A 24,487-nucleotide genomic window follows, 5' to 3' on the forward strand; every position below is an offset into this window, starting at 1 on the left:
CACGAGGCCCTTGCCTCACCCCTGTGCATCGGTGAGCGGTGGCCGAGGGTAAGGTCAGGGGGCATCATTGGCACTTTCTTCACAGGAGGCCCCCGGGTGGAGGTCCAGGAGACTCGGGTTCAGACGGACCGGGTACTCACCATCCCCAACATCCTCAGCATGGCTCGCCTTGTCGGGGTTCCGCTCTTCCTGTGGCTGATTCTTCGCCCTGCGTTCGGCGGTCCCTACAGCGACGGCTGGGCCTTGCTGGTGTTGATGCTCAGCGGCATCAGCGACTACCTCGACGGCAAGCTCGCCCGCCGGTGGAACCAGATCAGCAACCTCGGCCGGCTCCTGGATCCTGCTGCGGATCGCCTCTACATCCTTTCGACCCTCGTCGGCCTCACCTGGCGGGAGATCCTGCCGCTGTGGCTGACCGCGGCACTTGTCGCACGTGAGCTGATGCTCCTCGTGATGGTGGGAATCCTGCGGCGTCACGGCTACCCGCCGCCCCAGGTGAACTTCCTGGGCAAGGCGGCCACGTTCAACCTGATGTACGCGTTCCCCTTGTTGCTGCTCAGCGACGGAAGTGGTTGGCTTGCATCGCTGGCCGCTATTTTCGGATGGGCGTTCGCAGGTTGGGGTACAACGCTCTATTGGTGGGCAGGGATCCTCTACGTGGTTCAGGTCCGCCGCCTAGTCAAGGCGGATGTAGTAGCCGATTGAGCTCGTTGATGCGGTGCCGTGCAGTGTGGCCGGCCCGCTGTGAATGACCCGGATGGTGCCCCGACGGGCGAAGTCGGCCAGACCGTCGTCTCTTCAAGGAGGACGTTTCCGACATGAAGGCCGTCGTGATGGCTGGCGGCGAAGGCACACGCCTTCGCCCCATGACCTCGAGCATGCCCAAGCCGCTTCTGCCCGTCGCCAATCGGCCGATCATGGAGCACGTGCTTCGGCTGCTCAAGCGGCACGGGCTGAATGAGACCGTCGTAACGGTCCAGTTTCTCGCCTCGCTGGTCAAGAACTACTTCGGGGACGGCGAAGAGCTCGGGATGGAGCTCAGCTATGCCAACGAGGAGAAACCGCTCGGTACCGCGGGAAGCGTGAAGAATGCCGAGGAAGCACTGAAGGACGACACCTTCCTCGTCATTTCCGGTGACGCGCTCACCGATTTCGACCTCAGTGATCTCATCGCCTTCCACAAGGAAAAGGGCGGCCTGGTCACGGTGTGCCTCACCCGTGTGCCGAATCCGCTGGAATTCGGCATCACGATCGTGGACGAGGGCGGCCAGGTCGAACGCTTCCTGGAGAAGCCCACCTGGGGACAGGTCTTCTCGGACACCGTCAACACCGGCATCTACGTCATGGAGCCCGAGGTATTCGACTACGTCGAAGCCGATGTCTCGGTGGACTGGTCCGGAGATGTCTTCCCCCAGCTCATGAAGGAGGGCAAGCCCATCTACGGCTATATCGCCGAGGGCTACTGGGAGGACGTCGGCACTCATGAGAGCTATGTGAAGGCACAGGCGGACGTCCTTGAACGCAAGGTCGACGTCGACATCGACGGCTTCGAGATCTCGCCCGGCGTATGGGTCGCGGAAGGCGCGGAAGTACATCCCGACGCGATACTGCGCGGACCCCTCTACATCGGGGACTACGCGAAGGTCGAAGCCGGCGCGGAGATTCGCGAGCACACGGTCATCGGGTCGAACGTCGTCGTCAAGAGCGGCGCATTCCTGCACAGGGCCGTGGTGCACGACAACGTCTACATCGGACAGCACAGCAATTTGCGCGGCTGCGTGATCGGCAAGAACACCGACGTCATGCGGGCCGCCCGTATCGAGGACGGCGCGGTCATCGGGGACGAATGCCTGATCGGCGAGGAGTCGATCATCCAGGGCAATGTCCGCGTCTACCCGTTCAAGACCATCGAGGCCGGCGCCTTCGTCAACACCTCGGTCATCTGGGAATCGCGAGGACAGGCACATCTCTTCGGTGCCCGCGGTGTGTCCGGGATCCTGAACGTCGAGATCACCCCGGAACTGGCGGTCCGGCTCGCCGGCGCCTATGCCACGACCCTGAAGAAGGGCTCGACGGTCACCACCGCACGTGACCACTCCCGAGGCGCCCGTGCCCTGAAGCGAGCGGTGATCTCGGCCCTCCAGGCCAGCGCCATCGACGTCCGGGACCTGGAGAACGTTCCGATGCCCGTCGCACGCCAGCAGACGGCGCGGGGCAGTGCCGGCGGCATCATGATCCGTACGTCTCCCGGTGTGCCCGACTCGGTCGACATCATGTTCTTCGACGAGAGGGGCGCGGACCTGTCGCAGGCGCGACAGCGGAAGCTGGACCGGGTCTACGCACGTCAGGAGTACCGCCGTGCCTTCCCGGGCGAGATCGGCGATCTGCACTTCCCGTCCAGCGTCTTCGACTCGTACACCGGATCGCTGCTGCGGAACGTGGACACGGCGGGGATCGCGGATGCGGGGCTCAAGGTGGTCGTCGACGCGTCCAACGGGAGTGCCGGGCTCGTACTGCCCAGCCTGCTGGGGCGGCTCGGTGTCGACGCGCTGACCATCAATCCCGGGCTCGACGAATCACGGCCCACCGAGTCAGCCGAGACCCGGCGCTCCGGACTCGTAAGGCTCGGCGAGATCGTCTCCTCGGCGCGGGCCTCGTTCGGCGTGCGGTTCGACCCGGTCGGTGAGCGGCTCTCCCTGGTCGACGAGCGAGGCAGGATCGTCGAGGACGACCGGGCGCTGCTCGTGATGCTCGACCTCGTGGCGGCCGAGCGGCGCAGCGGGCGGGTGGCGTTGCCGGTCACCACGACCCGCGTCGCCGAGCAGGTCGCCGCGTACCACGGCACGCAGGTCCAATGGACGACGACATCGCCCGACGATCTGACGCGCGTGGCACGGGAGGAAGGCACCATCTTCGGTGGAGACGGGCGTGGGGGCTTCATCGTTCCCGAATTCAGCAGCGTCTTCGACGGGTCGGCCGCGTTCGTGCGGCTGCTCGGTCTGGTCGCCAGGACCCAGCTCACCCTGAGCCAGATCGATGCCCGCATTCCCCGCGCTCATGTCCTGCGCCGTGATCTCGCCACTCCCTGGGCCGTCAAGGGCCTGGTCATGCGGCGGGTGGTGGAGGCCGCCGGCGACCGCAGCGTCGACACGACTGACGGGGTGCGGGTGGTCGAGGCCGACGGGCGGTGGGTGATGGTGCTGCCGGACCGGGCCGAGGCGGTCACCCATCTGTGGGCCGAGGGCCCGGACGACGCCTCCGCGCAGGCGCTGCTGGACGAATGGGCGGCGATCGTGGACAGCGCAGGTCAGTGACGGTTCTCCCGGTGTGTCCGGTGGCGCCCCGCGGCGCCTTCGGGCACACCGGTGGGGCCATTCGGCGCTAGCCGTGGCGACGTGCGACGATGTGCGGCATGTCGCAGCAGCCCCCCGATCGGAGTACCGCCTCGCCTCCCGCGCGTCCCGACGCGTCCATGTCGCTGCTGACCAACGTGATGGACCACAGTCTGGACGACGGATACGCCGAGGCGTCGGCGCGTCGCAAGGCCGACGGGAGCGCGGGGCTGCCCCGTACGCTCAAGTCGAAACTCGGGTTCGCCGCGTGTCTGGTGCTGGCCGCCCTGGTCGTCACGCTCGGGGCCGCGGAGGCGCGCGTCTCGGCGCCGGTCCTCGCCAAGGAGCGCCAGGAGCTGATCGGTCGCATCGACGACGAGACCGCGGCGGCCGACAGCCTTGAGGCACAGGTGGACGAGCTCCGGGGCGACGTGGGCAGGCGGCAGCGCAAGGCGCTGGAGAAACACGGCGGGGACCAGGGGGAACGGGTGGCACTGCTCGCCGGGGCGACCCCGGTCGAGGGGCCCGGCGTGAAGCTGGTCATCGACGACGCCAAGGACACCGACCAGGGCGGCGGCGGCCCGAGGGAGACCAGCGGATTCTCCGATACCGGACGGGTCCGCGACCGGGACCTCCAGCGGGTCGTCAACGGCCTGTGGCAGTCCGGCGCCGAGGCCATCGCGATCAACGGACAGCGTCTTACGGCCCTGTCGGCGATCCGCGCGGCGGGCGACGCCATACTGGTCGACAACAGACCGCTCGTCCCGCCGTACACGGTGCTGGCGGTGGGGAACGGGAAGCAACTCGGCACGGCGTTCCAGGACAGTGCCGACGGCCAGTATCTTCAGGCGCTCAAGGACACCTTCGACATCCGGACGAGCCTGTCCGTGCAGCAGAAGCTGAGTCTTCCGGTCGCGCCGAGCCTGATCGTACGTACAGCAGAGCCTTATAAGGCCGCAGACACCGGCAGTGGTGCGGCAGACACAAGGAAGGGCACATCGTGATCGCCGTACTGGGCCTCGTCGTGGGAGTCGTGGTCGGACTGTTGGTCCGGCCCGAGGTGCCGGCGGTGGTCGAGCCCTATCTTCCGATCGCCGTCGTGGCTGCCCTCGACGCAGTCTTCGGTGGGCTGCGCGCCATGCTCGACGGGATCTTTGTCGACAAGGTGTTCGTCGTGTCGTTCCTTTCGAACGTCGTGGTGGCCGCGCTGATCGTGTTCCTGGGCGACAAACTGGGCGTCGGGGCGCAGCTGTCCACCGGTGTGGTGGTCGTGCTCGGGATCCGGATCTTCTCCAACGCCGCGGCCATCCGCCGGCACGTCTTCCGGGCCTGACGCCGATGAGCAACGAAGAACTTCCCGACGGGGCGGAACACGCCGGAGAGCGGACGGCGGGCTCCGCCAAGGAGCTCACCGGCCGTCAGCGGCTGATCGCCGGACTCTGGCCGCCGCGGGTGACACGGGCCCAACTCATCGTCGCGGTACTGCTGTTCGTACTCGGCCTCGGACTGGCCATCCAGGTGCGGTCCAACAGCGACAACAGCGCGCTGCGGGGCGCCCGGCAGGAGGACCTGGTCCGGATCCTCGACGAGCTGGACGACCGGACCCAGCGGCTGGAGGACGAGAAGCAGCGGCTGGACGCTCAGCGCACGGAGCTGGAGAACAGCTCCGACCAGGCTGAGGAGGCGCGCAAGCAGACGGTGGAGAAGGAGCGGCAACTCGGTGTTCTCGCGGGCACCGTGGCCGCTCACGGGCCCGGGATCACACTCACCGTCAACGACCCCGGTGACGGGGTGAAGGCGGACATGCTGCTCGACGCGCTCCAGGAGCTGCGGGCGGCGGGCGCCGAGGCGATCGAGGTCAACGGGGTGCGCGTGGTGGCCAATACGTACTTCTCCGGTGACGGCGGCAACGTCAAGGTCGACGACCGCAAGATCACCGCGCCGTACGTCTTCGAGGTGATCGGCAAGCCCCAGGATCTGGAGCCGGCGCTGAACATCCCCGGCGGCGTGGTGCAGACGCTGGAGAAGGAGCAGGCCACCGTGCAGGTCGAGCAGGCCGACGACATCGTCGTCGACGCCTTGCGACCGGCGAAGCAGCCTGACTACGCTCGGTCGTCGTCCCCGTGATGCGGCGTCGCGGAAGGGGCGGAAGAGACGGGCACAAGGTTGCGGGGGGTCGCCGCATCGTATTGGTGGTGCGTGGTGGAAACTGTCGAGTGGATACGGACGTTGTGAAGATGTCCGGGTCGGCAGGTGTGTTCAATCAGGGTTCGTCCTGCCCCACGGGCGGGTCTATTTCGGTCAAGGGGAAGCGCCCGTGAAGTTGTTTGGGAAGTTGTTCGGAAAGAGCGCTCGCGACGAGGCAGCCCGCCATCGCGCACCGCGTCATGGCCAGGCGGAGGAGCAGGGCACGGATCGCCCGCTCTTCCGTGATCAGGTGTCGGGTACGGGCAGTGACAATTCGGGAGCATCCGGCGCGTCGTCTGTTGACCCTGCCGGTCCCGGCCGCATAGGTTTCGGAGAATCGTCGACCTCGAGTTCGGGTGGAGAGTTCGCCCCCAGGCAGGAGGGTTCGTCCATGCCGGTCTGTACGAGGTGCGGGCATCGCAATGCCGAGGCAAGTCGTTTCTGCTCCAACTGCGGCGCGCCGCTGCGGGGCGGGATTCCCGAGCGTGCCTCGGAGACGACCTCGACCATCTCGATCTCCGGTCTTGAGGCGTACGAGGCGGAGGCCACCGGGCAGACGGCGGTGCCGTCCCTCTCGCCCGAGGCCCAGGCGGCCGTCGACGCCCTCCCGCTCGGCTCGGCGCTCCTGGTGGTGCGTCGTGGTCCGAACTCGGGCAGCCGCTTCCTGCTGGACGGTGAGCTGACCACGGCCGGCCGTCACCCGCAGAGCGACATCTTCCTCGACGACGTGACGGTGTCGCGGCGGCACGTGGAGTTTCGCAGGAGCCCCGACGGCAGCTTCACGGTCGGGGACGTGGGCAGCCTGAACGGCACCTACGTCAACCGTGAGCGCATCGACTCCGTCGCCCTGTCCAACGGCGACGAAGTGCAGATCGGCAAGTACCGGCTGGTCTTCTACGCGAGCCAGCGCGGCATCTGACCCGTCAGGGAAGGTCCATGCTGAGAACACCGACGGGCGGTGCCGTGGCCGGCACCGCCACCGCCGACGACCGCCCGATGAGCATCGGCACGGTGCTCCTGCGGCTGCGGGACGAGTTCCCCGAGGTCACGATCTCCAAGATTCGCTTCCTGGAGGCCGAAGGGCTCGTCGAACCGCAGCGGACCCCCTCCGGCTATCGCAAGTTCCGCGGCGCCGACGTGGAGCGGCTGGCGCAGGTGCTGCGCATGCAGCGGGACCACTACCTCCCGCTGAAGGTCATCCGTGAGCATCTGGATGCCCTGGCCCGTGGTGAACAGGCCGCCCTGTCTTCCGGGGGCGGCCCGCGGGACCTGACCGCCGGTGGCTGGGGCGCGGAGCCCGGACGGGCCACCGCGGCCCGGATCGGCCGTGCCGAGCTGCTGGCGGCCGCCGAGGCCACCGAGAGCGACCTCGACGAGTGGGAGTCGTACGGCCTGGTGGTTCCGACCGCCGAGGGCGGATACGACGCCGAGATGGTCACCGTGGCCAAGCTTGTGGCGGATCTGGGCAGGTTCGGTCTGGAGCCGCGTCACCTGCGTGCCATGCGGGCCGCTGCGGATCGCGAGGTCGGGCTCATCGAGCAGGTGGTCGCACCCTTGCGGCGGCACCGGAATCCGCAGACCAGAGCCCATGCGGAGGCCACTGCGAAAGAACTCGCGGAGCTGTCCGTGAGGCTTCATTCGGCCCTTGTACAGAGCGCCCTGCACATCCGGCTCCACTGATCGCGCCGGTGCCCGACTACCCAAACCTGCCGGGCACGTCCTAGGGTTGCTGTGTGAACGAGCTCGACGTTGTGGGTGTCCGGGTGGAAATGCCCTCCAACCAACCGATCGTGCTCCTGCGTGAAGTGGGAGGCGACCGGTACCTCCCCATTTGGATCGGTCCTGGTGAGGCGACCGCGATCGCCTTCGCCCAGCAGGGCATGGCTCCGGCCAGGCCGCTGACCCATGATCTCTTCAAGGACGTGCTCGAGGCCGTCGGCCAGGAGCTCACCGAGGTCCGCATCACGGACCTGCGGGAAGGGGTCTTCTACGCGGAGCTGGTCTTCGCCAGCGGGGTCGAGGTGAGCGCGCGGCCGTCCGACGCCATAGCGCTCGCATTGCGCACCGGAACGCCGATCTACGGCAGTGACGGGGTGCTCGACGACGCCGGCATCGCCATCCCGGACGAGCAGGAGGATGAGGTGGAGAAATTCCGCGAGTTCCTCGATCAGATCTCTCCGGAGGATTTCGGCACCAACAGTCAATGACCGTTCTTCGGGGTCGCCGTCAGCGCATCCGGCAAGCCTTTCCCGCTCGGGAGACACGGGAAACCACCCTCAGGGTGATTATCACTCGGCGTGCCGAGTGTGGCGATCGTTGACGCACCCCGAGTGACTGCCTACCTTCGAGATGGCAGGTCAAGGACGGAGGTCGGCGTGAGAAGCAGCGGCGACGGTACGGCAGCGGGTGGGCCGTATCCGCAGCAGGGGAGTACAGCCGACCACACCATCATGCAACCGGTTCAACCGGCGGCGGTGGCGGGGGACGAAGTGGCATCGGCCAACGACATCGGCTACCGCGGGCCGACTGCCTGTGCGGCTGCCGGGATCACGTACAGGCAGCTCGACTACTGGGCGCGCACGGGCCTGGTGGAGCCGAGTGTGCGTCCGGCGTACGGCTCCGGGACACAGCGGCTCTACAGCTTCCGGGACGTCGTCCTGCTGAAGATCGTGAAGCGCTTCCTGGACACCGGCGTGGCGCTCCAGAACATCCGCACCACGGTTCAGCATCTGCGGGCCCGCGGATTCCAGGACCTTGAGCGGATGACGCTGATGAGCGACGGGGCGACGGTCTACGAGTGCTCCTCGCCCGACGAGGTCGTCAGTCTGCTCCAGGGCGGCCAGGGGGTCTTCGGCATCGCGGTGGGAGTGGTGTGGCAGGACGTCGACGCCGCCCTCTCGCAGCTGCACGGCGAGCGGGTGGACACCGGCGAGACCCTCATCGGGAACAACCCCACCGATGAGCTGGCGCGGCGGCGCAATCGCGCCGGCTGACGCGGCCGAGGGTTCGGGCGCGGCGATTGTCAGTGCCGTAGGGCAGCATCGATTGATGTGAGAGCCGCGCCCACCATCCTGCATCTGGACATGGATGCCTTCTACGCCTCTGCGGAGCAGGCGGCGAAGCCCAGCCTGCGCGGCAAGCCGGTGGTGGTGGGCGGGCTCGGGCCGCGCGGAGTGGTCGCCACCGCGTCGTACGAGGCGCGCCGTTTCGGGGTGCACTCGGCGATGCCCACGGCCCAGGCGCGGCGGCTGGCGCCCAACGCGGCCTATCTGGTGCCCCGCTTCCAGCTCTACCGGACCGTGAGCGACCAGGTGATGGAGCTGCTGGCACGGCTCTCCCCGCTGGTGGAGCCCCTCAGCCTGGACGAGGCCTTCGTGGACCTGGAGGCCGGGGGGACGGCCGATGACACGGCTTCGGCGCTGGAGATCGGTGAGCAGCTGCGTACGGCCATCAAGGCGGTCACCGGGCTCACCGGATCGGTCGGGCTCGCCGGTTCCAAGATGCTGGCCAAGATCGCCTCGGAGGAGGCGAAGCCGAACGGCCTGCTGCTCATAGAGCCGGGCACGGAGCGGGAGCTGCTCGCGCCCATGTCGGTGCGGATCCTCCCCGGTGTCGGGCCGGCGACGGCGGACCATCTGCGCCGTGCCGGGATGACGACGGTCGACGACCTGGCCGAGGCGGGCGAGGACGAGCTGGTGCGCCTGCTGGGGAAGGCGCACGGCAGCTCGCTGCACCGGATGGCGTTCGGGTACGACGACCGGCCGGTGGTCGCGGAGCGGGACGCCAAGTCGGTGTCGGTCGAGGACACCTTCGACGCCGACCTGCACGACCGGGTCCGGATCAGGACCGAGGTCGAGCGGCTGGCCGACCGCTGCGTACAGCGGCTGCGGGGCGCGGGGCGGTCCGGGCGCACGGTGGTGCTGAAGGTGCGCCGGTACGACTTCTCGACGCTCACGAGGTCCGAGACGCTCCGTGGGCCCACGGACGACCCCACGGTGGTCCGTGAGGCCTCCGCACGGCTCCTGGAGGCCGTTGACACCACCGGGGGCGTCCGGCTCCTCGGAGTGGGCGTGACGGGGCTTGCCGACTACACACAGGAGGACCTCTTCGCCCAGGCCGCCGACGAGCGCACCGCGGCCGGGGAGTCGGCCGGGGAATCAGCCGAGGAGCCGGCGGCGGGTACGGTCCCGGCCGGGGACGACGCGACCGGGCCGCCGCGCGATCCCCGGTCGGAGGTCCCGGAGAGTGCCGAGCAGCGCGCGGCACGGCGCTGGCCCGCCGGACACGACGTGCACCACGAGACGTACGGCCACGGCTGGGTGCAGGGCAGTGGTGTCGGACGGGTGACGGTGCGGTTCGAGGAGCCCGGATCGCCGCCCGGCCGGGTGCGGACGTTCCGGATCGACGACCCGGAGCTCCGGCCCGCCGATCCGCTGCCCCTGGTACGCGACCCGGTGGACTACTCGTCCTGGCCGGCCAGTCTGCCGAAGTCCCTGTCCGGGCCGGTCTCCTCGGGCGCGGAGTCCAGACCGTAGTGCCGGTAGAGCTGGAGTTCCTGTTCCGGCGAGAGGTGGCGGCCGACACCGAAGTCCGGCGCGTCCTTGATCAGGGCACGGTCGAAGGGGATGCGGAGCGTGTCCTCCACGAATTCGCTGGGTTCCAGGGGGACGAACGCGTCCCGGCTGAAGAGTCCGGTACGTACGGCCGCCCACTCGGGCACACCGGTCGCGTCGTCGAGATACACCTCGTCCACGGTTCCGATCTTGGTGCCCTTGCGGTCGAACGCCTTGCGGCCGATCAGGCTGCGCGGATCGATGTCGGTCTGCACGGTCCCTCCCACTGGTCGCGGCTACTCCACAAGCACTACAAAAAGGCAGATCCGGGTGGTTGGCCACTCGAGAAATCAGCCACGGACCCCGCTGGTAGGCTGGTCATGGCTGCTGACCCCGTGCGGGAGAGTCCTCCGGAGCTGATCCGAAGGCGCCGAAGGAGCAAATCCTCCCCGGAATCTCTCAGGCCCCCGTACCGCACGGACGAGGTCACTCTGGAAAGCAGGGCGGGTTTCGTGCGGCCGAGTGCCGGTGCGAGTCCCTTCCTCACCGACGGTGAAAACCGGTACGCCGCAGCGCGCACCGGTGAAGCTCTCAGGTTGAGATGACAGAGGGGGAGGCCGTTCGGGCACCCGCGCCGTGGTGCCCCTCGCAGGTCGTGACAGACCAGGAGGCCTCCACCATGACCCCCCGTCGCACTCCGCTCTCCCAGCTGGAGCAGGGCATTCCGTTCGAGCAGCGCCACATCGGACCCGATGCCGAGGCGCAGTCGAAGATGCTCGCCCAGGTCGGTTACGGCTCGCTGGACGAACTCACCGCGGCCGCGGTGCCCGATGTCATCAAGAGCGCTGAGGCGCTCGGGCTGCCGGCCGCGCGCACCGAGGCCGAGGTCCTCGCCGAGCTCCGCGAGCTCGCGGACCGCAACCAGGTGCTGGCCCCGATGATCGGGCTCGGCTACTACGGCACCTTCACCCCGCCGGTGATCCTGCGCAACGTCATGGAGAACCCCGCCTGGTACACGGCCTACACCCCGTACCAGCCGGAGATCTCGCAGGGTCGGCTGGAGGCGCTGCTCAACTTCCAGACGATGGTCGCCGAGCTGACCGGACTGCCGACCTCCGGCGCCTCGCTGCTCGACGAGGGCACCGCGGCCGCCGAGGCCATGGCGCTCTCCCGGCGCGTCGGCAAGGTGAAGAACGGGGTCTTCCTGGTCGACGCCGACGCCCTGCCGCAGACGATCGCGGTCATCGAGACCCGCGCCGAGCCGACCGGCGTCGAGGTCGTCGTCGCCGATCTGTCCGAGGGCATCCCGGCGGAGATCGCCGAGCGCGGTGTCTTCGGCGTGCTGGTGCAGTACCCGGGCGCCTCCGGAGCCGTCCGGGACATCAAGCCCGTCGTCGAGCAGGCCCACGAGCTGGGTGCGATCGTCACGGTCGCCGCCGATCTGCTCGCCCTGACGCTGCTCACCTCACCGGGTGACCTGGGCGCGGACATCGCGGTCGGCACCACGCAGCGCTTCGGTGTGCCGATGGGCTTCGGCGGACCGCACGCCGGATTCATGGCCGTGCGCGAGAAGTTCGCCCGCAGCCTTCCCGGCCGCCTGGTCGGTGTCTCCGTCGACGCGGACGGCAACAAGGCCTACCGGCTGGCCCTGCAGACCCGCGAGCAGCACATCCGCCGCGAGAAGGCCACCAGCAACATCTGTACCGCCCAGGTGCTGCTCGCCGTCATGGCCGGAATGTACGCGGTGTACCACGGCCCGGACGGGCTGCGGACGATCGCGCGGCGCACCCACCGGTACGCGACGATCCTGGCCGAGGGCCTGCGCGCCGCCGGGGTCGACGTCGTGACCGGCGCCTTCTTCGACACCCTCACCGTGCGCGTCCCGGGCCGGGCCGCCGAGACCGTCGCCGCCGCCCGCGAGCGCGGGGCCAACCTGCGGCTCGTCGACGCCGACCTGGTCTCCCTCGCCTGCGACGAGACCACGACCCGTACGCAGATCGCCGCCGTCTGGGCCGCCTTCGGTGCCGACGGGGACATAGAGGCGCTGGACGCCACCGTCGCCGACACGCTGCCCGAGGGGCTGCTGCGCTCCGACGAGATCCTCACCCACCCGGTCTTCCACCAGCACCGCTCCGAGACCGCGATGCTGCGCTACCTGCGCAAGCTCGCCGACCGTGACTACGCGCTGGACCGCGGCATGATCCCGCTCGGCTCCTGCACCATGAAGCTGAACGCGACCACCGAGATGGAGTCGATCACCTGGCCCGAGTTCGGCGCGCTGCACCCCTTCGCGCCGGCCGAGCAGGCGCAGGGCTTCCTCACCCTCATCCGTGAGCTGGAGGAGCGTCTCGCCGAGGTCACCGGGTACGACGCGGTCTCGATCCAGCCGAACGCGGGCTCGCAGGGCGAGTTCGCCGGCCTCCTGGCCGTGCGCGCGTACCACCGGGCCAACGGTGACGAGCAGCGCACCATCTGCCTCATCCCGTCCTCCGCGCACGGCACCAACGCGGCCAGCGCCGTCATGGCAGGCATGAAGGTCGTCGTCGTCAAGACCGCCGACGACGGCGAGGTGGACATCGAGGACCTCCGCGCCAAGATCGAGAAGCACCGCGACGAGCTCGCCGTGCTCATGATCACGTACCCGTCGACGCACGGCGTGTTCGAGGAGCACGTCGCCGACATCTGCGCCGAGGTGCACGACGCCGGCGGTCAGGTGTACGTCGACGGTGCCAACCTCAACGCGCTGGTGGGCCTCGCCAAGCCGGGCCGGTTCGGCGGCGACGTCTCGCACCTGAACCTGCACAAGACCTTCTGCATCCCGCACGGCGGCGGCGGCCCCGGCGTCGGCCCGGTCGGGGTGCGCGCGCACCTCGCGCCGTACCTGCCGAACCACCCGCTGCAGCCCGCGGCGGGCCCCGAGACCGGTGTCGGACCGATCTCGGCCGCCCCGTGGGGCTCGGCCGGCATCCTCCCGATCTCCTGGGCGTACGTACGTCTGATGGGTGGCGAGGGCCTCAAGCGGGCGACGCAGGTCGCCGTGCTCGCCGCGAACTACATCGCCAAGCGCCTGGAGCCGCACTACCCGATCCTGTACAACGGCCCGGCCGGCCTGGTCGCGCACGAATGCATCGTGGACCTGCGGCCGATCTCCAAGGCCACCGGCGTCAGCGTCGACGACATCGCCAAGCGTCTGATCGACTACGGCTTCCACTCGCCGACCATGTCGTTCCCGGTCGCCGGGACGCTGATGATCGAGCCGACCGAGAGCGAGAACCTCGCGGAGCTCGACCGTTTCTGCGACACGATGATCGCCATTCGCGGCGAGGTCGAGAAGGTGGCCTCCGGCGAGTGGAGCGCGGACGACAACCCGCTGCACAACGCTCCGCACACCGCCGCGATGCTGGGCGGGGAGTGGAAGCACGAGTACAGCCGTGAGGTGGCGGTCTTCCCGGCCGGTGTCTCGGCCGCCGACAAGTACTGGCCGCCGGTGCGCCGGATCGACGGGGCCTTCGGTGACCGCAACCTCGTCTGCTCCTGCCCGCCGCTGGACGAGTACGACAACTGAGTCATGAGCGCGGGGGAGTGACGCGGACATGCGTCGGGGCCGGTTCGGAGATTTCTCCGGGCCGGCCCCAGCTCGTACCGGCCGCGATCAGGCGGCCTTCATCACCCGGTCGGTTCCCAGGGGCCGGTGCGGTGCGATGATCTGGCCGTCCGGGAGCAGCTCGCCGGTGTCCTCGAAGAGCAGGACCCCGTTGCACAGCAGGCTCCAGCCCTGTTCCGGGTGGTGGGCCGTCAGGCGGGCGGCTTCCCGGTCGGCTGAGTCGGCGGTCGGGCATGGTGGCTGGTGCTGGCACATGGCTGGGTTCTTTCGCTGCGTTGTAGTGAATGTCCTGCGGCTGGATGAGGTGTTCATGGCCGCCCCCCGTATCGATAGGTCCGGTCCCAGTGTTGCCCCACGGGCGTCAATCCGCAGGGATTTCGCAGCAGCGCTTGTCCTTACTCGGAGGACGCATCACCCGTGCGGACGGTTCACCGCAACTGCACTGTCACTTCGGGTGGTTCGGGGTGGCCGGACCGGGCTAGTCCGGACGGGCATCGAAGTGCGCCCCCCAGCACTGTGCCCCGCCACCAGGGAAGGTGACGGGGCACAGTGTTTTCGTACGGGGTACAGCAATCTCGTACGGGGGTGCGGTTCTCAGGCCGGTGATCCGAGCAGGGGGCCGGGGCCGGGGGGGATGCGCAGCGTCATCACGCGGAGCAGATCGGCGACCCGGTGCGGGCGATGGGCCGCGATGCCCGGCGGGGCGGGGGCCAGCGGAACCAGCAGATCGGCCGGGGCGAGCGCCCCGCCGGAGGCATCGGCCTCGGCGTCGCCGTGCAGCCACAGCGCGAGCATGTAGAGCTCCGGAATGGACAGCAGCCGTGGCTGATAGTGCGTGGTGACCGTCTCGGCCTGGCGCAGGGCGAGTTCGGTCGAGGCGATGTAGGGGCCCTCGAAGAAGTGCGAGAAGGCCCAGCCGTCCGGAGTGAGCATGGTGTCCGCCGCGGCGACGGGCTGCTCCGCGCTGCGGATCAGGAACCGCCACGCGGCGAGCCGGGTGGCGGGAGCGAGCCCGCCCGGCCCGATCCGGTCCAGTACATGGACGGGGAGCGGGAGTTCGGGGCTCAGCGGTCCCTCGGCGGATCGGAGGGCTGGAGTGCGGGCCTCGCGGACTGCGGTGGGTGAACCGAGTGCCGCGAGAACGCTGCGCAGAGCGGGCGCGGGAGCCGGGGGAACATGCAGCGGCATAGTGGGTCGCCTCTCACTTCGGAGACACGGTGGTGCGTGGGCGGGTGCAGACGGCGCTGTCGGCATGCGGGGCCAGAGGAGGCCGGTGACTGGGCCGGTGCGTCGACTCTCTGCCTCGTCCGCGGAGTTTATACGACACGTGTTCACGCGGTGATTCCACTAGCCGTCGCAGCTATTGCCGACAAGGCGGTATCGAGACTTTATTATGCGGAGAATCTGCTGATTTTGCGTCAGCGGCGCAGCCGCCGCCTGGGATTTTTCCCCGGCCGCGGACGGCCGAAACACGACGGTGTATTCACCATGCGTCGAGATGGGAAACCCGTGCTGCATCATGCCCATGGAATGTGCCTCGGGCGGGCGCACCCAGATTACTGGCTCCGCGGCGTTCCCGGGGGCGTTATGGATCACCCGGCCTGGGCATTATCGATCGTGACGCGAGCGGCCTGGGCCGCGGGCCGCCACTTGAGGGAGGGACGCTCCGATGGGGGAGAAGGTCGTGGCGGGCGCCTTTGACCTGTCCGATCGGCAGGGGTACCGGAGGAAGCTCCACCAGTGCCTGGAGGGGCTGGAGCGGCTGCTGGCGGAGCGGAGGTTCGACCGGCCGCGGAACCTCATGGGCGTGGAGATCGAGCTGAATCTCGCGGGCGCCGACGGCATGCCGAAGATGATGAATGGGGAGGTCCTCCCGCGCATCGCGAGCCGTGATTTCCAGATGGAACTCGGGATGTTCAATTTGGAAGTGAACATAGTCCCGCACCGGCTGGACGGGCGAGTTTTCGACCAGTTGGCCGAAGAGCTCAGGACCGGGCTCGGATATGCCCACCGGAAGGCGGGCGAGGTGGATGCCGGGATCATGATGATCGGTATTCTGCCCACCCTGCGTCGCGAGGACCTCGTCGTGGCGAACCTCTCGGACGCGGACCGCTACACCCTGCTCAACGATCAAATCGTGGCCGCCCGGGGCGAGGATTTCTCCCTCGATATCCAGGGCGTGGAGCGACTGGTGTCCACCTCCGCCTCGATCACCCCCGAGGCCGCCTGCACCTCGGTCCAGCTCCATCTTCAGGTGACACCGGCGCGATTCGCCGCCGTGTGGAACGCGGCCCAGGCCGTCGCCGGTGTCCAGATCGCGCTGGGGGCCAACTCGCCGTTCCTGTTCGGCCGGGAGCTCTGGCGGGAGTCGCGGCCGCCGCTCTTCCAGCAGGCCACCGATACCAGGCCGCCCGAACTCCAGAACCAGGGAGTGCGGCCCAGGACCTGGTTCGGTGAGCGGTGGATCGGCTCGGCGTACGAGCTCTTCGAGGAGAACCTGCGCTATTTCCCGCCGCTGCTCCCGATCTGCGACGAGGAGGAGCCGCTGCGGGTCCTGGACGAGGGCGGGGTGCCGCGATTGCAGGAGCTGGTGCTCCACAACGGCACGGTCTACCGCTGGAACCGTCCCGTGTACGGCCTCGCCGACGGTGTACCACATCTGCGGGTGGAGAACCGGGTCCTGCCGGCCGGACCCACGGTCACCGATCTGATCGCCAACGCGGCGCTGTACTACGGGCTCGTACGGGCGCTCGCGGAGGAGTCCCGTCCGGTGTGGACCCGGCTGCCGTTCGCCGCTGCGGCGGAGAACTTCGACACCGCGTGCCGTCTGGGCATCGAGGCGGAGCTGATCTGGCCGCGCCCCGGCCGTGCGGGCGGGCTCACCCGGGTGCCGGCCGTCAAGCTCGTACGGGACGAGCTGCTGCCGCTGGCCGCGGCGGGGCTCGATGCCTGGAACATCGAGCCCGCGGACCGCGACCGGTACCTCGGGGTCATCGAGGGGCGCTGCAGGCGACGGGTGAACGGAGCGTCCTGGCAGGCCGACACCTACCACCGGGCACGGGAGGCCGGGCTCGACCGGCACGCGGCGCTGGCCGCGACGACCCGGCGGTACGCCGAGCTGATGCACAGCGGGGAGCCGGTGCACACCTGGCCGATCGGTGCGCCTCCCAAGCCGTGAGACCGGCGGGCGGGGCCGCTCGGCCTCCCGGCTCATGGCTGTGGCCTCCCGGCCCGGCGCCGGGAGGCCGGGAGGCTAGTCCTGTGTGGCGTGACTGCTCTGGCCGGCCGTCATGATCGCCTGCAGGATCACCACCTGGATCTCGGCCGGGTCGATGACCTGGTAGCCACCGCCGCCGGTCACCTTCGCTATCTCGTTCACCTCGTCGCGGTCGGCCTCGGGACCGACCGCGATGGCGAGTATCGGCACCGGACGCTCCGGATCGGCGATCCGCTTCAGTTCCGCGATCAGGGCACTGCGGGAGATGGAGAGGTTGTCCTGGTTCGAGCCGTCGGTGAGGATCACGACCGCGTTGAACTTGCCCTTCACATAGGTCGCCTGGGCGTCCTTGTAGGCGGCGAGCATGGTGTCGTAGAGACCGGTCGCGCCGCCCGGCACGGGCTTCAGCGCCGCGAAGGCCGCGGAGAGCTTCTCGCGGTGGGTGCCGCCGCCCTTCGCCGGATCGCCCAGCCGGGCGGCCGGCATCAGCCTGCGGTAGTCCTTGTCGCCGTCGAGAGCGGTGGCGAACTCCCAGAGCCCGATCTCGTCGTTCGGGGTGAACTGGTTGAGGGCCTGGATCAGGGACGCCTTGGTGACATCCATCCGGGACTGGTTGCGCCCCGGGACGATCGTGGCCATGGATCCCGAGGCGTCGACGACCGTGGTCAGCCGGGCGCTCTGCACCGTGATCGTCCACATGCCGAGGGTCTGCTGGAGCTCCTCGACGGTCGGTGCGGCGGCGGCAGCGGTGGCGTACGGCTGGGGCTTCCTGCCGCCCGCCGGAGCGACCACCGACTCGTCGGCCGTGCCGTCGACGTTCCTGAAGCCGTGCTTCTCCAGCGTGGCCTGCGAAGCCGGTTCGTCCAGCAGCGTCATGAACCGCAGCGCCGCCCGGCTCTCGGGCGTGCTCATGCTGGCCTCGTCGACCAGCGTGTACGGATAGTTCAGGAGCGGCGTGCCGTCCTTGGGGTAGAACAGGTCGAGCTTTCCGTCGCCGGTCGACTCCGCGTTGTGGGCGAACGCGGCCTGCTCGGACAGGAGCACCGCCTGGTTGTGCTCCGGATTGCCCTGCTCGGCGCCCGAATCGCCCTGGGCCAGCGTCTCCAGCACCTGCGTGTCACCGTCCGACATGCGCTGCGCGAGCAGCTTGGCGGTCGCCGCGACCCTGGTGTCGCTGTCCCCGCCCTGCTTCTCGGAGGACGCGCCGATGCCGGCGAGTGCCAGCAGGGCGGTGGCGCTGCGCGCCGGGTCGGCCGAGCCGAGGCGCACCTTGTCCGACTCCGTGGCCGCGGCCGTCAACTCCGCCCAGGAATACTTCTTCTTCGGCCAGCCGAGGCTCTTGGCCGCGGACGGCACCATGGCCAGGGTCACGGGGGAGGAAGCTATGGAGTCACCCGGTGTGATCGGGACGCTGTCACCGGAGCCCTTGGCCCGGTCGAGCCAGAGGTCGGAGTCGGGCAGCCAGATCTGGAAGTCCGGAGAACGGGTGTCGTCGGAGAGGGCGTCGGCGACCTTGTACGAATCGCGGGCGACCACCGTCACGTACAGGCAGCGACCGTCGGACCGCACCTCGTCCTTGCGCGCCTTGTCGGCGATGGCGCGAACGGCGGGCGCGATGTCCGGGGAGGTCATCATGGACAGACGTACGGCCGAGTCCTCGCAGCTCTTCGAGAACGACAACAGGCCGCCCTGCACCGCTACGGCCGTTCCCGCCGCCACCGCGAGAACGAGCGTGGTCGCGATCACGACGGTACGCCGGCGGTGCGGCGGCGAACCGTCCCCGCTTCCTTCTCCGGCGTAGTCGTCGGGCAAGCTGTGACGTCCCATGTCGGTGGTGCCCCTCCTTGAGGATGAACAAGGAAAAGGGGGACCACACCATCGGCAATGGTGGTTGTCCCCCGGCCTGTCGCGCATGATCTTCGTACCTGCATTCGAGACCCTAGCCGAGGGGGAGCAGGATGGGGCGTGAATGCACAACTCAAGGCAGGTGTACAGGTGGAGGCGGGGCTTATGGCTGATTCTTACCCCCAAGAGGCATTGTCACGACGGATCCTGCGGTCCGAAACGGTCCTCGTGCTGGCTCTCTCGCTGGGTGCCAGCGGAGTGTCTGCCCTGATCAGTTTTGTCGGATCACTGACGAAACCAGGGGGGTTGAAGGATCAGGCGGCGACGCTCAACAGCTCCTACGCGCCGGGACGTCCATGGCTGGATCTCGCCTGGCAACTCTTCGGTATCACGACGGCGCTGGTGCCCGTCGCCCTGGTCGCGCACCTGCTGATCAGGGAAGGCGCCGGCCTGCGGGCCATCGGCTTCGACCGCACCCGGCCGTGGCCGGACCTCGGCCGCGGCACGTTGGTCGCGGCGGGCATCGGCAGCGCCGGCCTGGCCTTCTACCTGGTGGCGAGGGCCGCCGGATTCAACCTGACCGTGGTCCCGGAGTCACTGCCCGATGTGTGGTGGAAATTCCCGGTCCTGATCCTGTCCGCGATCCAGAACTCCGTGGTGGAGGAAGTGATCGTCGTCGGATATCTGCTGCGCAGACTGGGGCAGTTGGGGTGGACGCCGATGGCCGCTCTGGCCGCCAGTTCGGTGCTGCGCGGCTCGTACCACCTGTATCAGGGGATCGGCGGCTTCATCGGGAACATGGTGATGGGCGTCGTCTTCGTGCTGCTGTACCGGCGTTGGGGGCGGGTCGGGCCGCTGGTCGCGGCGCATGCGCTGCTGGATGTCGGAGCGTTCGTCGGCTACGCGCTGCTGGCGGGGAAGGTGGGCTGGCTGCCCACGCCGTGAAGGCCCGGGTACGGAGCAGGGGGAGAGGGACGGGGAGCGTTGGAATGCTCCGCAGGAATGGTCCGTACACCCCCCCCGCGTCCTCGTCCGGGACGTCAGAGTGACGTGAGCAGCTCGCCGTCGATGACCGTCACTGCGTCGCCGGTCAGCAGCGTACGGTCGCCGCGCAGCGAGGTCCGTACCAGGCCGGAACGGGCGGAGGCCTGCAGCCCGGTCAGATCGTCACGGCCGAGGCGGGCCGACCAGAAGGGGGCCAGCGCGGTGTGGGCGCTACCGGTCACGGGGTCCTCGTCGATCCCGACGCGCGGGAAGAAGCCGCGCGAGACGAAGTCGTAGCCACGGGCCGGGTCCGCCGCGGCCGCCGTGACGATGACACCCCGCCGGGAGACGTCGGCCAGCCTGGCGATGTCGGGGGTCAGCCCCCGTACGGTCGCCTCGTCGGACAGTTCGACGAGCAGGTCACCGATGTGCGGGCCGGTGTCCTGGACGGAGAGCGGCTCCGCACCCAGCGCGGCGGCCAGCCCGGCCGGGGTGGCCTCGGGCGTCAGCGGGGACGTGGGGAAGTCGAGGGTGATCGCACCGTCGGGGCGGGTGTCCGAGGTGAGGATCCCGCACCGGGCCGCGAAGCGTACGGTGCCGGTCGCCGCACCGGTGGTGTGCAGGACATGCGCGGTGGCGAGGGTGGCATGCCCGCACATGTCGACCTCGGTGGTCGGGGTGAACCAGCGAAGCGCCCAGTCGGCCTCGCCGCCCGGGGGCAGCGGGTGGGCGAAGGCGGTCTCGGAGAGGTTCACCTCCATCGCGATCCGCTGGAGTCGATCGTCGTCGGCGAAGGTGTCGGAATCCAGGATCAGGACCCCGGCCGGGTTGCCGGTGAAGGGGCGGTCGGTGAATGCGTCGACGATTCGAATCCTCATGGCGCGACCATATGCAGGGTGCGGAGCCGTGTACCAAGGCCAATTCCGTGTCGTTGGACCTGAACGCCGATGGACGCGAATGCCGATGGAGCTGAACACCGACGGGCCTGAATGCCGATGGACCTGTATGCCGGCGAGTCCCGGATGGTATCGGCGTGCCGCGGGTACCGGGTGCGTATCGGCGACGGACGCCACGTGCCGGTGAGGGGGTACGCGGGCGACCCCGCCGAAGTGCTTGTCCGAGCGCGCGGCATCGCACTACCTTGCCGATGTGGATCTCTTCTCACGCTCCTGGGCGGCGTTGCGCACGGCGGTCGCCGAACTCCAGGACGAGGACTTCGCGCGACCGTCCGGCTGCGCCGGCTGGTCGGTGCGGGACCTGGTGTGCCATCTGGTCATCGATGCCCAGGACGTCCTGATCACGCTCGTGACGCCCGCCGAGGCAGATCCGACCCGCGACGCGCTGACCTACTGGAACGTCTCGGAAGCGCCACCGACCGGCGACGATCCGCTGGATGCGCTGATCGTCCGGCTGGCCGCCGCGTACGAGGAGCCCCGCCTGCTCAAGTTCCACCTCGACGACGTGGGCTCCGCCGCCGGCCGTGCCGCCGTACTCGCCGACCCGGGTCTCCGGGTCGGCACCCGTGACGTGGTCCTCACCGCGGGCGACTACCTCGGCGCGTACGTCCTGGAGTGGACGCTTCACCATCTGGACCTCGTCGCGTACGTTCCGGGCGCGGCCGGACCGCCTGCGGAGGGGCTCGCCCGGTCGCGCGAGATGCTGGAGAGGATCGCCGGGGCGGAGTTCCCCGCGTCGTTCTCCGACACGGACGCCCTGCTGGTCGGCACGGGACGGCGTGCGCCGACCGACGCGGAGAAGGCGGTACTGGGCGAGCGGGCCGCGAGGTTCCCGCTCTTCCTCGGCTGACGGGCCGGACGGCGGCCCCGGGGAGCGGATCGGGGGAGCCCTGTCGCAACCGTCCTACTCGGCGGTAATCTACGGGCCCGTCCGCAGCATGGGGGAGTGGCATGGGCACCGTCCCGGGATTCGATCCCGTCATCGAGCACGAGAAGTCCCGCGCCGCGTTGCGTGCCGTGGTCCCGCGACTGGTTCGGCTGCTGCGCGACGTACCGGATCCGGATGCGTCCTCCGGTGTCCCGGTGTGGACGGTGGGGGACGTCGGCGCGCATCTCGCGGCCGTGTATCTCGCGTACTGCTCCATCGTCTCCGCCGAGGAGCCGGCGGAGTTCGTGGAGTCCGTGGAGTGGGACTCGGTCCTGCCGCCGGGCGACGCGTCGTTCACCGAACGGATCGCGGCCATGAACGCCAAGTCCATCGAACTCTTCGGCGGCGACGAACACGTCCGTCCCGGCGACTTCATCGCCGAACGCGGCGTGACGTTCCTGCGGGTCACCGAAGGCCTCGCCCCGGACACCCCTGTATCCGCGCCGTGGTACGGGGAGGGGGCGACGATCACGTTGGCGACGGTGACCGGGCTGATGCTCAGCGAGAGCCTGGTGCACGGCCTGGACATCGCGCGTGGCGCCGGACTGCCGTGGCCGATCGGCCCGGACGAGGCGCGCCTGGTGCTCGGACAGTCGATGCCGACGATGATGGCGCTGGCTCTGGACACGGCGAAGGCGCAGGGTGTCAGCATCGCGTTCGACCTGAGGATCAAGGGCGGTCCGCGGCTGGCGGTCGTCGTAGAGGACGGCACGATGACGGTGACCCGCGATGCCCCGCCGCGCACGTACGACTGCACGATCACGGCTGCGCCGGCCACCTTCCTGCTGATCTCGTTCCGGCGCACGCCGATCTGGAAGGCGATCGCACGCGGCCACATGCGGGCCGGCGGCCGCCGCCCGTGGCTCGCCATGCGACTCGGTGAACTCGTCGCCGGCCCTTGATCCGTCGCGATCTCCTGACCGAGGTGCGAGTTCCTGACCAGGTCGTGAGCTCCTGGGGCATGCTTCGGCACCCTGGTCATGCTGATGACTGCGGGCGTCGGCTCAACTTGTGCGGTGTGGCCGCGATGGGTGATTCGGCGGTTGGCCGGGGTGCTGCGGAATCCCTGTCTCAGAACGGCGGATCCTCGCAGTGGCCACCTGTCCCGCTGCCTGCCCGGTAAGCGCGTTCGGCCATGCGACGGGCCTGTTGTTCGCGGGCCGCGATGTCGGCTGCGTTCTCCAGGCTGTCGGTGTCGTACCCCCATGCCTTCAGCGCGTCCAGGACGCGGTTCCGGTTGTGGCGGTCTGTGCTGGTGGCCTGCGAACGGCGAGCGTGGTCGACCAGTTCGCCACGGTGCGAGACGAGGTCGGGATGCTCCGAGAGGGGGATGGCGGCGACCAGGGCCGCGTGGCGTACGTCCGGGTCGTCGTGGCCGAGGAGAGGACGGACGGCGGAAAACAACGCCGGGCGCAGGTCTCTGAACGCGCGTATCTCCCTGCACTCCTGAAGAAAGTCCGCGCCGCAATGGCGTTCGCCCACGGCGACGCACTCGTCGTCGGCGTCGTGGGCAGTGCTGCCGAGCCAGTCGAGCAGCCTCACGAGCAGCGGGTGATTCGGTGGCATGCCGGCGTCGTGGCCGAAGTCGCCGGCCGAGACGGCCGGGTGGCCGAGGACGGCCGCTACGTAGAGCGCTACAGGGACGGTGGCTTCGTAGATGGTGTTCTGGTGGGTCACTTCCCTGAGCGCGTCCCGGGCGGCGGTTCCCCTGACGACCGGGTCGGGGTCGAGCAGTCGTGCCAGGGCCGCCGGCAGGGATTCGCCCGTCCCGCGCACAGTGGCGAGCGACGCCCAATCCGTACAGTCCAGGAGCGTTTGATGGTGCGGCAGCTCGGCGGGGTGGCGATGCTGCCCGGGCTGTCTGCGGTTCTTGGTCACAGGCGGAGGATATGGCGTAGCCGAGCCGGCACCGGGCGTGGTGCCATCCGCATGGCAGGACGCGGTTTCGCAGCAGATCGAACCCGGGCCCGGCAGCGTCGGACCGGTGCGGGCGGCGGTCGTCGACATGTCGGTTCCGCCGGATCAGGTGGCGGCGGATCGTGACTCGATGCGGTTGAGCCAGGAGGAGTTGGCCGAGGTGTGGTCGATCTCCACGTTGCGGACCGCCGCCCGGGAGCCGGCTCGCCGGCACCGTTTCGTGGTCAGGTGCGGGGAGAGTCTGTCGCACACGATCGCCGTACGGATTTCGGGCGGGTAGAGGTGTGCAGGCGGTTGCAGAACTCACAGGAACCGGGTCCGCCTCTTGATGGGTTCGATGTGGCCGTAGAGCCTGTCGTGCTTGAGGTCCAGGGGTGCGAACGGGTGACGGACGCCCCCGTAGCGGTTGCAGGCCGCCCGGCGCCGACGCCGGGGCTTCACGGTCGGGGTCCTTGCGCCTGCCGTCCCGCTCGGCCCATTGCCGGCCCGGGTGGGGCATTGGGTTGAGCGGGCCGAACTCGTCCATGCAGAAGCTGACTTCAGGCTCGTCGTCCTCGGGTATCGCTTCACCGTCGCCGATCGCGTGAAGGTGCTCGACGCGGGGCTTGTCCTGGACGCGTGTCCGGATCGCGGGAGGTCTTCCAGGTCTTCAGGCGTTGAACCGAGACGCCTTCCTCGCGGAGCGGGCCAGGCAGGCCCTCGTGGCTGATGTCGTCAACGACCCCGTCGCCTACGTCGAAGTCGTGGACCACGTCCCGACCCCGGGCGTTGCCGGCGGACAACACCTCGGCGACATTCGGCACCGGCATGCCCTGCGCGGACAGCAGCACCATCTGGGCTCGCCGCCGGGGCACCGCTGACCCGGTGCCCCGGCGGATGATCCGTACCAGCCGTCGGCCCTCGGCATCGTCGATCTCGCGTCCATGCACTCGTTCCGCCACACTGCCACGGCGACCGGCACGCG

Annotated in this window: 22 protein-coding genes, 1 pseudogene and 1 riboswitch; of the genes and pseudogenes, 16 read left to right on the forward strand and 7 right to left on the reverse strand. The window is 69.2% G+C overall.

Annotation, left to right across the window (positions count from 1 at the left end; all coding sequences use genetic code 11):
• The first annotated feature begins 96 nt into the window (after nt 1–96).
• The 10 genes from EES42_RS16600 to EES42_RS16645 all read left to right on the forward strand — a co-directional run bounded on the left by EES42_RS16600 (nt 97) and on the right by EES42_RS16645 (nt 10,054).
• Entirely contained in the window at nt 97–705 is a 609-nt protein-coding gene (locus tag EES42_RS16600) for a CDP-alcohol phosphatidyltransferase family protein (RefSeq protein WP_124718988.1), read from the forward strand.
• A gap of 113 nt (nt 706–818) precedes the next feature.
• The gene (locus EES42_RS16605) at nt 819–3,314 is read left to right on the forward strand and encodes a mannose-1-phosphate guanyltransferase (RefSeq protein ID WP_124718989.1); all 2,496 of its coding nucleotides are present in this window, start codon (nt 819–821) and stop codon (nt 3,312–3,314) included.
• Between the two features lie 98 nt (nt 3,315–3,412).
• Nucleotides 3,413–4,336: a DUF881 domain-containing protein gene (locus EES42_RS16610; RefSeq protein ID WP_124718990.1), complete on the forward strand. Its 924-nt coding sequence runs from the start codon at nt 3,413–3,415 to the stop codon at nt 4,334–4,336.
• Entirely contained in the window at nt 4,333–4,665 is a 333-nt protein-coding gene (locus tag EES42_RS16615) for a small basic family protein (protein WP_003970459.1), read from the forward strand. Before EES42_RS16610 ends, EES42_RS16615 begins: the two co-directional genes overlap by 4 nt.
• A 5-nt stretch (nt 4,666–4,670) precedes the next feature.
• Nucleotides 4,671–5,459, forward strand: a complete 789-nt coding sequence (locus tag EES42_RS16620; RefSeq protein ID WP_124718991.1) for a DUF881 domain-containing protein — start codon at nt 4,671–4,673, stop codon at nt 5,457–5,459.
• Between the two features lie 190 nt (nt 5,460–5,649).
• On the forward strand, nt 5,650–6,438 hold the full coding sequence (locus EES42_RS16625; RefSeq protein ID WP_124718992.1) for an FHA domain-containing protein: 789 nt from the start codon (nt 5,650–5,652) through the stop codon (nt 6,436–6,438).
• A gap of 17 nt (nt 6,439–6,455) precedes the next feature.
• Entirely contained in the window at nt 6,456–7,199 is a 744-nt protein-coding gene (locus tag EES42_RS16630; RefSeq protein WP_124718993.1) for a transcriptional regulator FtsR, read from the forward strand.
• 53 nt (nt 7,200–7,252) lie between these two features.
• A complete protein-coding gene (locus EES42_RS16635) occupies nt 7,253–7,726 on the forward strand; it encodes a bifunctional nuclease family protein (protein WP_006123076.1) in 474 nt (157 codons plus the stop codon).
• Nucleotides 7,727–7,894: 168 nt separating this feature from the next.
• Nucleotides 7,895–8,512, forward strand: a complete 618-nt coding sequence (locus EES42_RS16640) for a MerR family transcriptional regulator (protein WP_124718994.1) — start codon at nt 7,895–7,897, stop codon at nt 8,510–8,512.
• A 57-nt stretch (nt 8,513–8,569) separates the two neighbouring features.
• Entirely contained in the window at nt 8,570–10,054 is a 1,485-nt protein-coding gene (locus tag EES42_RS16645) for a DNA polymerase IV (RefSeq protein WP_124718995.1), read from the forward strand.
• Here EES42_RS16645 and EES42_RS16650 read toward each other — a convergent pair.
• Complete coding sequence (locus EES42_RS16650; protein ID WP_124718996.1) at nt 9,979–10,347, reverse strand: PRC-barrel domain-containing protein; 369 nt, start codon at nt 10,345–10,347, stop codon at nt 9,979–9,981. The genes EES42_RS16645 and EES42_RS16650 overlap by 76 nt on opposite strands.
• Nucleotides 10,348–10,460: 113 nt before the next feature.
• Nucleotides 10,461–10,557: riboswitch (glycine riboswitch) on the forward strand.
• Nucleotides 10,558–10,751: 194 nt separating this feature from the next.
• On the opposite strand from EES42_RS16650, the gene gcvP reads away from it, so the two are divergent.
• Entirely contained in the window at nt 10,752–13,637 is a 2,886-nt protein-coding gene (gcvP, locus tag EES42_RS16655; protein WP_124718997.1) for an aminomethyl-transferring glycine dehydrogenase, read from the forward strand.
• An 87-nt stretch (nt 13,638–13,724) separates the two neighbouring features.
• On the opposite strand, the gene EES42_RS16660 is transcribed toward gcvP, so the two are convergent.
• Together EES42_RS16660 and EES42_RS16665 are read right to left on the reverse strand one after the other, a co-directional pair.
• Nucleotides 13,725–13,931, reverse strand: a complete 207-nt coding sequence (locus tag EES42_RS16660; protein ID WP_072488625.1) for a DUF5999 family protein — start codon at nt 13,929–13,931, stop codon at nt 13,725–13,727.
• 339 nt (nt 13,932–14,270) lie between these two features.
• Nucleotides 14,271–14,864, reverse strand: a complete 594-nt coding sequence (locus EES42_RS16665) for a hypothetical protein (protein WP_124718998.1) — start codon at nt 14,862–14,864, stop codon at nt 14,271–14,273.
• A gap of 481 nt (nt 14,865–15,345) precedes the next feature.
• Between EES42_RS16665 and EES42_RS16670 the strand changes: the two genes are divergently transcribed.
• Nucleotides 15,346–16,854, forward strand: coding sequence for a glutamate-cysteine ligase family protein (locus EES42_RS16670; RefSeq protein ID WP_124718999.1), 1,509 nt, complete (start codon nt 15,346–15,348; stop codon nt 16,852–16,854).
• 75 nt (nt 16,855–16,929) lie between these two features.
• Here EES42_RS16670 and EES42_RS16675 read toward each other — a convergent pair whose 3' ends face one another.
• A complete protein-coding gene (locus EES42_RS16675; protein ID WP_206433483.1) occupies nt 16,930–18,720 on the reverse strand; it encodes a substrate-binding and VWA domain-containing protein in 1,791 nt (596 codons plus the stop codon).
• 183 nt (nt 18,721–18,903) lie between these two features.
• On the opposite strand from EES42_RS16675, the gene EES42_RS16680 reads away from it, so the two are divergent.
• Complete coding sequence (locus EES42_RS16680) at nt 18,904–19,683, forward strand: CPBP family intramembrane glutamic endopeptidase (protein WP_124719402.1); 780 nt, start codon at nt 18,904–18,906, stop codon at nt 19,681–19,683.
• 95 nt (nt 19,684–19,778) lie between these two features.
• Here EES42_RS16680 and EES42_RS16685 read toward each other — a convergent pair whose 3' ends face one another.
• Complete coding sequence (locus tag EES42_RS16685) at nt 19,779–20,600, reverse strand: PhzF family phenazine biosynthesis protein (protein ID WP_124719000.1); 822 nt, start codon at nt 20,598–20,600, stop codon at nt 19,779–19,781.
• Nucleotides 20,601–20,871: 271 nt separating this feature from the next.
• Here EES42_RS16685 and EES42_RS16690 point away from each other — a divergent pair, with 271 nt between their 5' ends.
• Nucleotides 20,872–21,528 carry a maleylpyruvate isomerase N-terminal domain-containing protein gene (locus tag EES42_RS16690; protein WP_124719001.1) on the forward strand — a complete coding sequence of 219 codons (657 nt, stop codon included), beginning with the start codon at nt 20,872–20,874 and terminating at the stop codon, nt 21,526–21,528.
• Nucleotides 21,529–21,629: 101 nt separating this feature from the next.
• Nucleotides 21,630–22,508, forward strand: coding sequence for a maleylpyruvate isomerase N-terminal domain-containing protein (locus tag EES42_RS16695; RefSeq protein WP_124719002.1), 879 nt, complete (start codon nt 21,630–21,632; stop codon nt 22,506–22,508).
• A 169-nt stretch (nt 22,509–22,677) separates the two neighbouring features.
• Here EES42_RS16695 and EES42_RS16700 read toward each other — a convergent pair whose 3' ends face one another.
• Both EES42_RS16700 and EES42_RS47590 read right to left on the reverse strand, forming a co-directional pair.
• Nucleotides 22,678–23,613 (reverse strand): hypothetical protein, encoded by a 936-nt coding sequence (locus tag EES42_RS16700; protein WP_241196412.1) that lies wholly within the window; start codon nt 23,611–23,613, stop codon nt 22,678–22,680.
• Nucleotides 23,597–24,275, reverse strand: a pseudogene (locus EES42_RS47590) (IS630 family transposase); the annotation flags it as partial. The pseudogene EES42_RS47590 and the gene EES42_RS16700, both read right to left, overlap by 17 nt.
• Here EES42_RS47590 and EES42_RS44735 point away from each other — a divergent pair.
• Nucleotides 24,180–24,383, forward strand: coding sequence for a hypothetical protein (locus EES42_RS44735; protein ID WP_164495250.1), 204 nt, complete (start codon nt 24,180–24,182; stop codon nt 24,381–24,383). The pseudogene EES42_RS47590 and the gene EES42_RS44735 sit on opposite strands and share 96 nt — an antisense overlap.
• Nucleotides 24,384–24,487: the final 104 nt, after the last annotated feature.

Origin of the sequence: Streptomyces sp. ADI95-17 (assembly GCF_003846175.1) — a bacterium.
GTDB lineage: Bacteria > Actinomycetota > Actinomycetes > Streptomycetales > Streptomycetaceae > Streptomyces > Streptomyces sanglieri.

What these genes read in the sequence shown, in the direction of transcription:
- EES42_RS16605 (WP_124718989.1), top strand. Translation starts at nt 819, where the DNA reads ATGAAGGCCGTCGTGATGGCTGGCGGCGAAGGCACACGCCTTCGCCCC.
- EES42_RS16610 (WP_124718990.1), top strand. Translation starts at nt 3,413, where the DNA reads ATGTCGCAGCAGCCCCCCGATCGGAGTACCGCCTCGCCTCCCGCGCGT.
- EES42_RS16620 (WP_124718991.1), top strand. Translation starts at nt 4,671, where the DNA reads ATGAGCAACGAAGAACTTCCCGACGGGGCGGAACACGCCGGAGAGCGG.
- EES42_RS16630 (WP_124718993.1), top strand. Translation starts at nt 6,456, where the DNA reads ATGCTGAGAACACCGACGGGCGGTGCCGTGGCCGGCACCGCCACCGCC.
- gcvP (WP_124718997.1), top strand. Translation starts at nt 10,752, where the DNA reads ATGACCCCCCGTCGCACTCCGCTCTCCCAGCTGGAGCAGGGCATTCCG.
- EES42_RS16660 (WP_072488625.1), bottom strand. Translation starts at nt 13,931, where the DNA reads ATGTGCCAGCACCAGCCACCATGCCCGACCGCCGACTCAGCCGACCGG.
- EES42_RS16665 (WP_124718998.1), bottom strand. Translation starts at nt 14,864, where the DNA reads ATGCCGCTGCATGTTCCCCCGGCTCCCGCGCCCGCTCTGCGCAGCGTT.
- EES42_RS16670 (WP_124718999.1), top strand. Translation starts at nt 15,346, where the DNA reads ATGGGGGAGAAGGTCGTGGCGGGCGCCTTTGACCTGTCCGATCGGCAG.
- EES42_RS16675 (WP_206433483.1), bottom strand. Translation starts at nt 18,720, where the DNA reads ATGGGACGTCACAGCTTGCCCGACGACTACGCCGGAGAAGGAAGCGGG.
- EES42_RS16680 (WP_124719402.1), top strand. Translation starts at nt 18,904, where the DNA reads ATGGCTGATTCTTACCCCCAAGAGGCATTGTCACGACGGATCCTGCGG.
- EES42_RS16685 (WP_124719000.1), bottom strand. Translation starts at nt 20,600, where the DNA reads ATGAGGATTCGAATCGTCGACGCATTCACCGACCGCCCCTTCACCGGC.
- EES42_RS16695 (WP_124719002.1), top strand. Translation starts at nt 21,630, where the DNA reads ATGGGCACCGTCCCGGGATTCGATCCCGTCATCGAGCACGAGAAGTCC.
- EES42_RS16700 (WP_241196412.1), bottom strand. Translation starts at nt 23,613, where the DNA reads ATGTCGACGACCGCCGCCCGCACCGGTCCGACGCTGCCGGGCCCGGGT.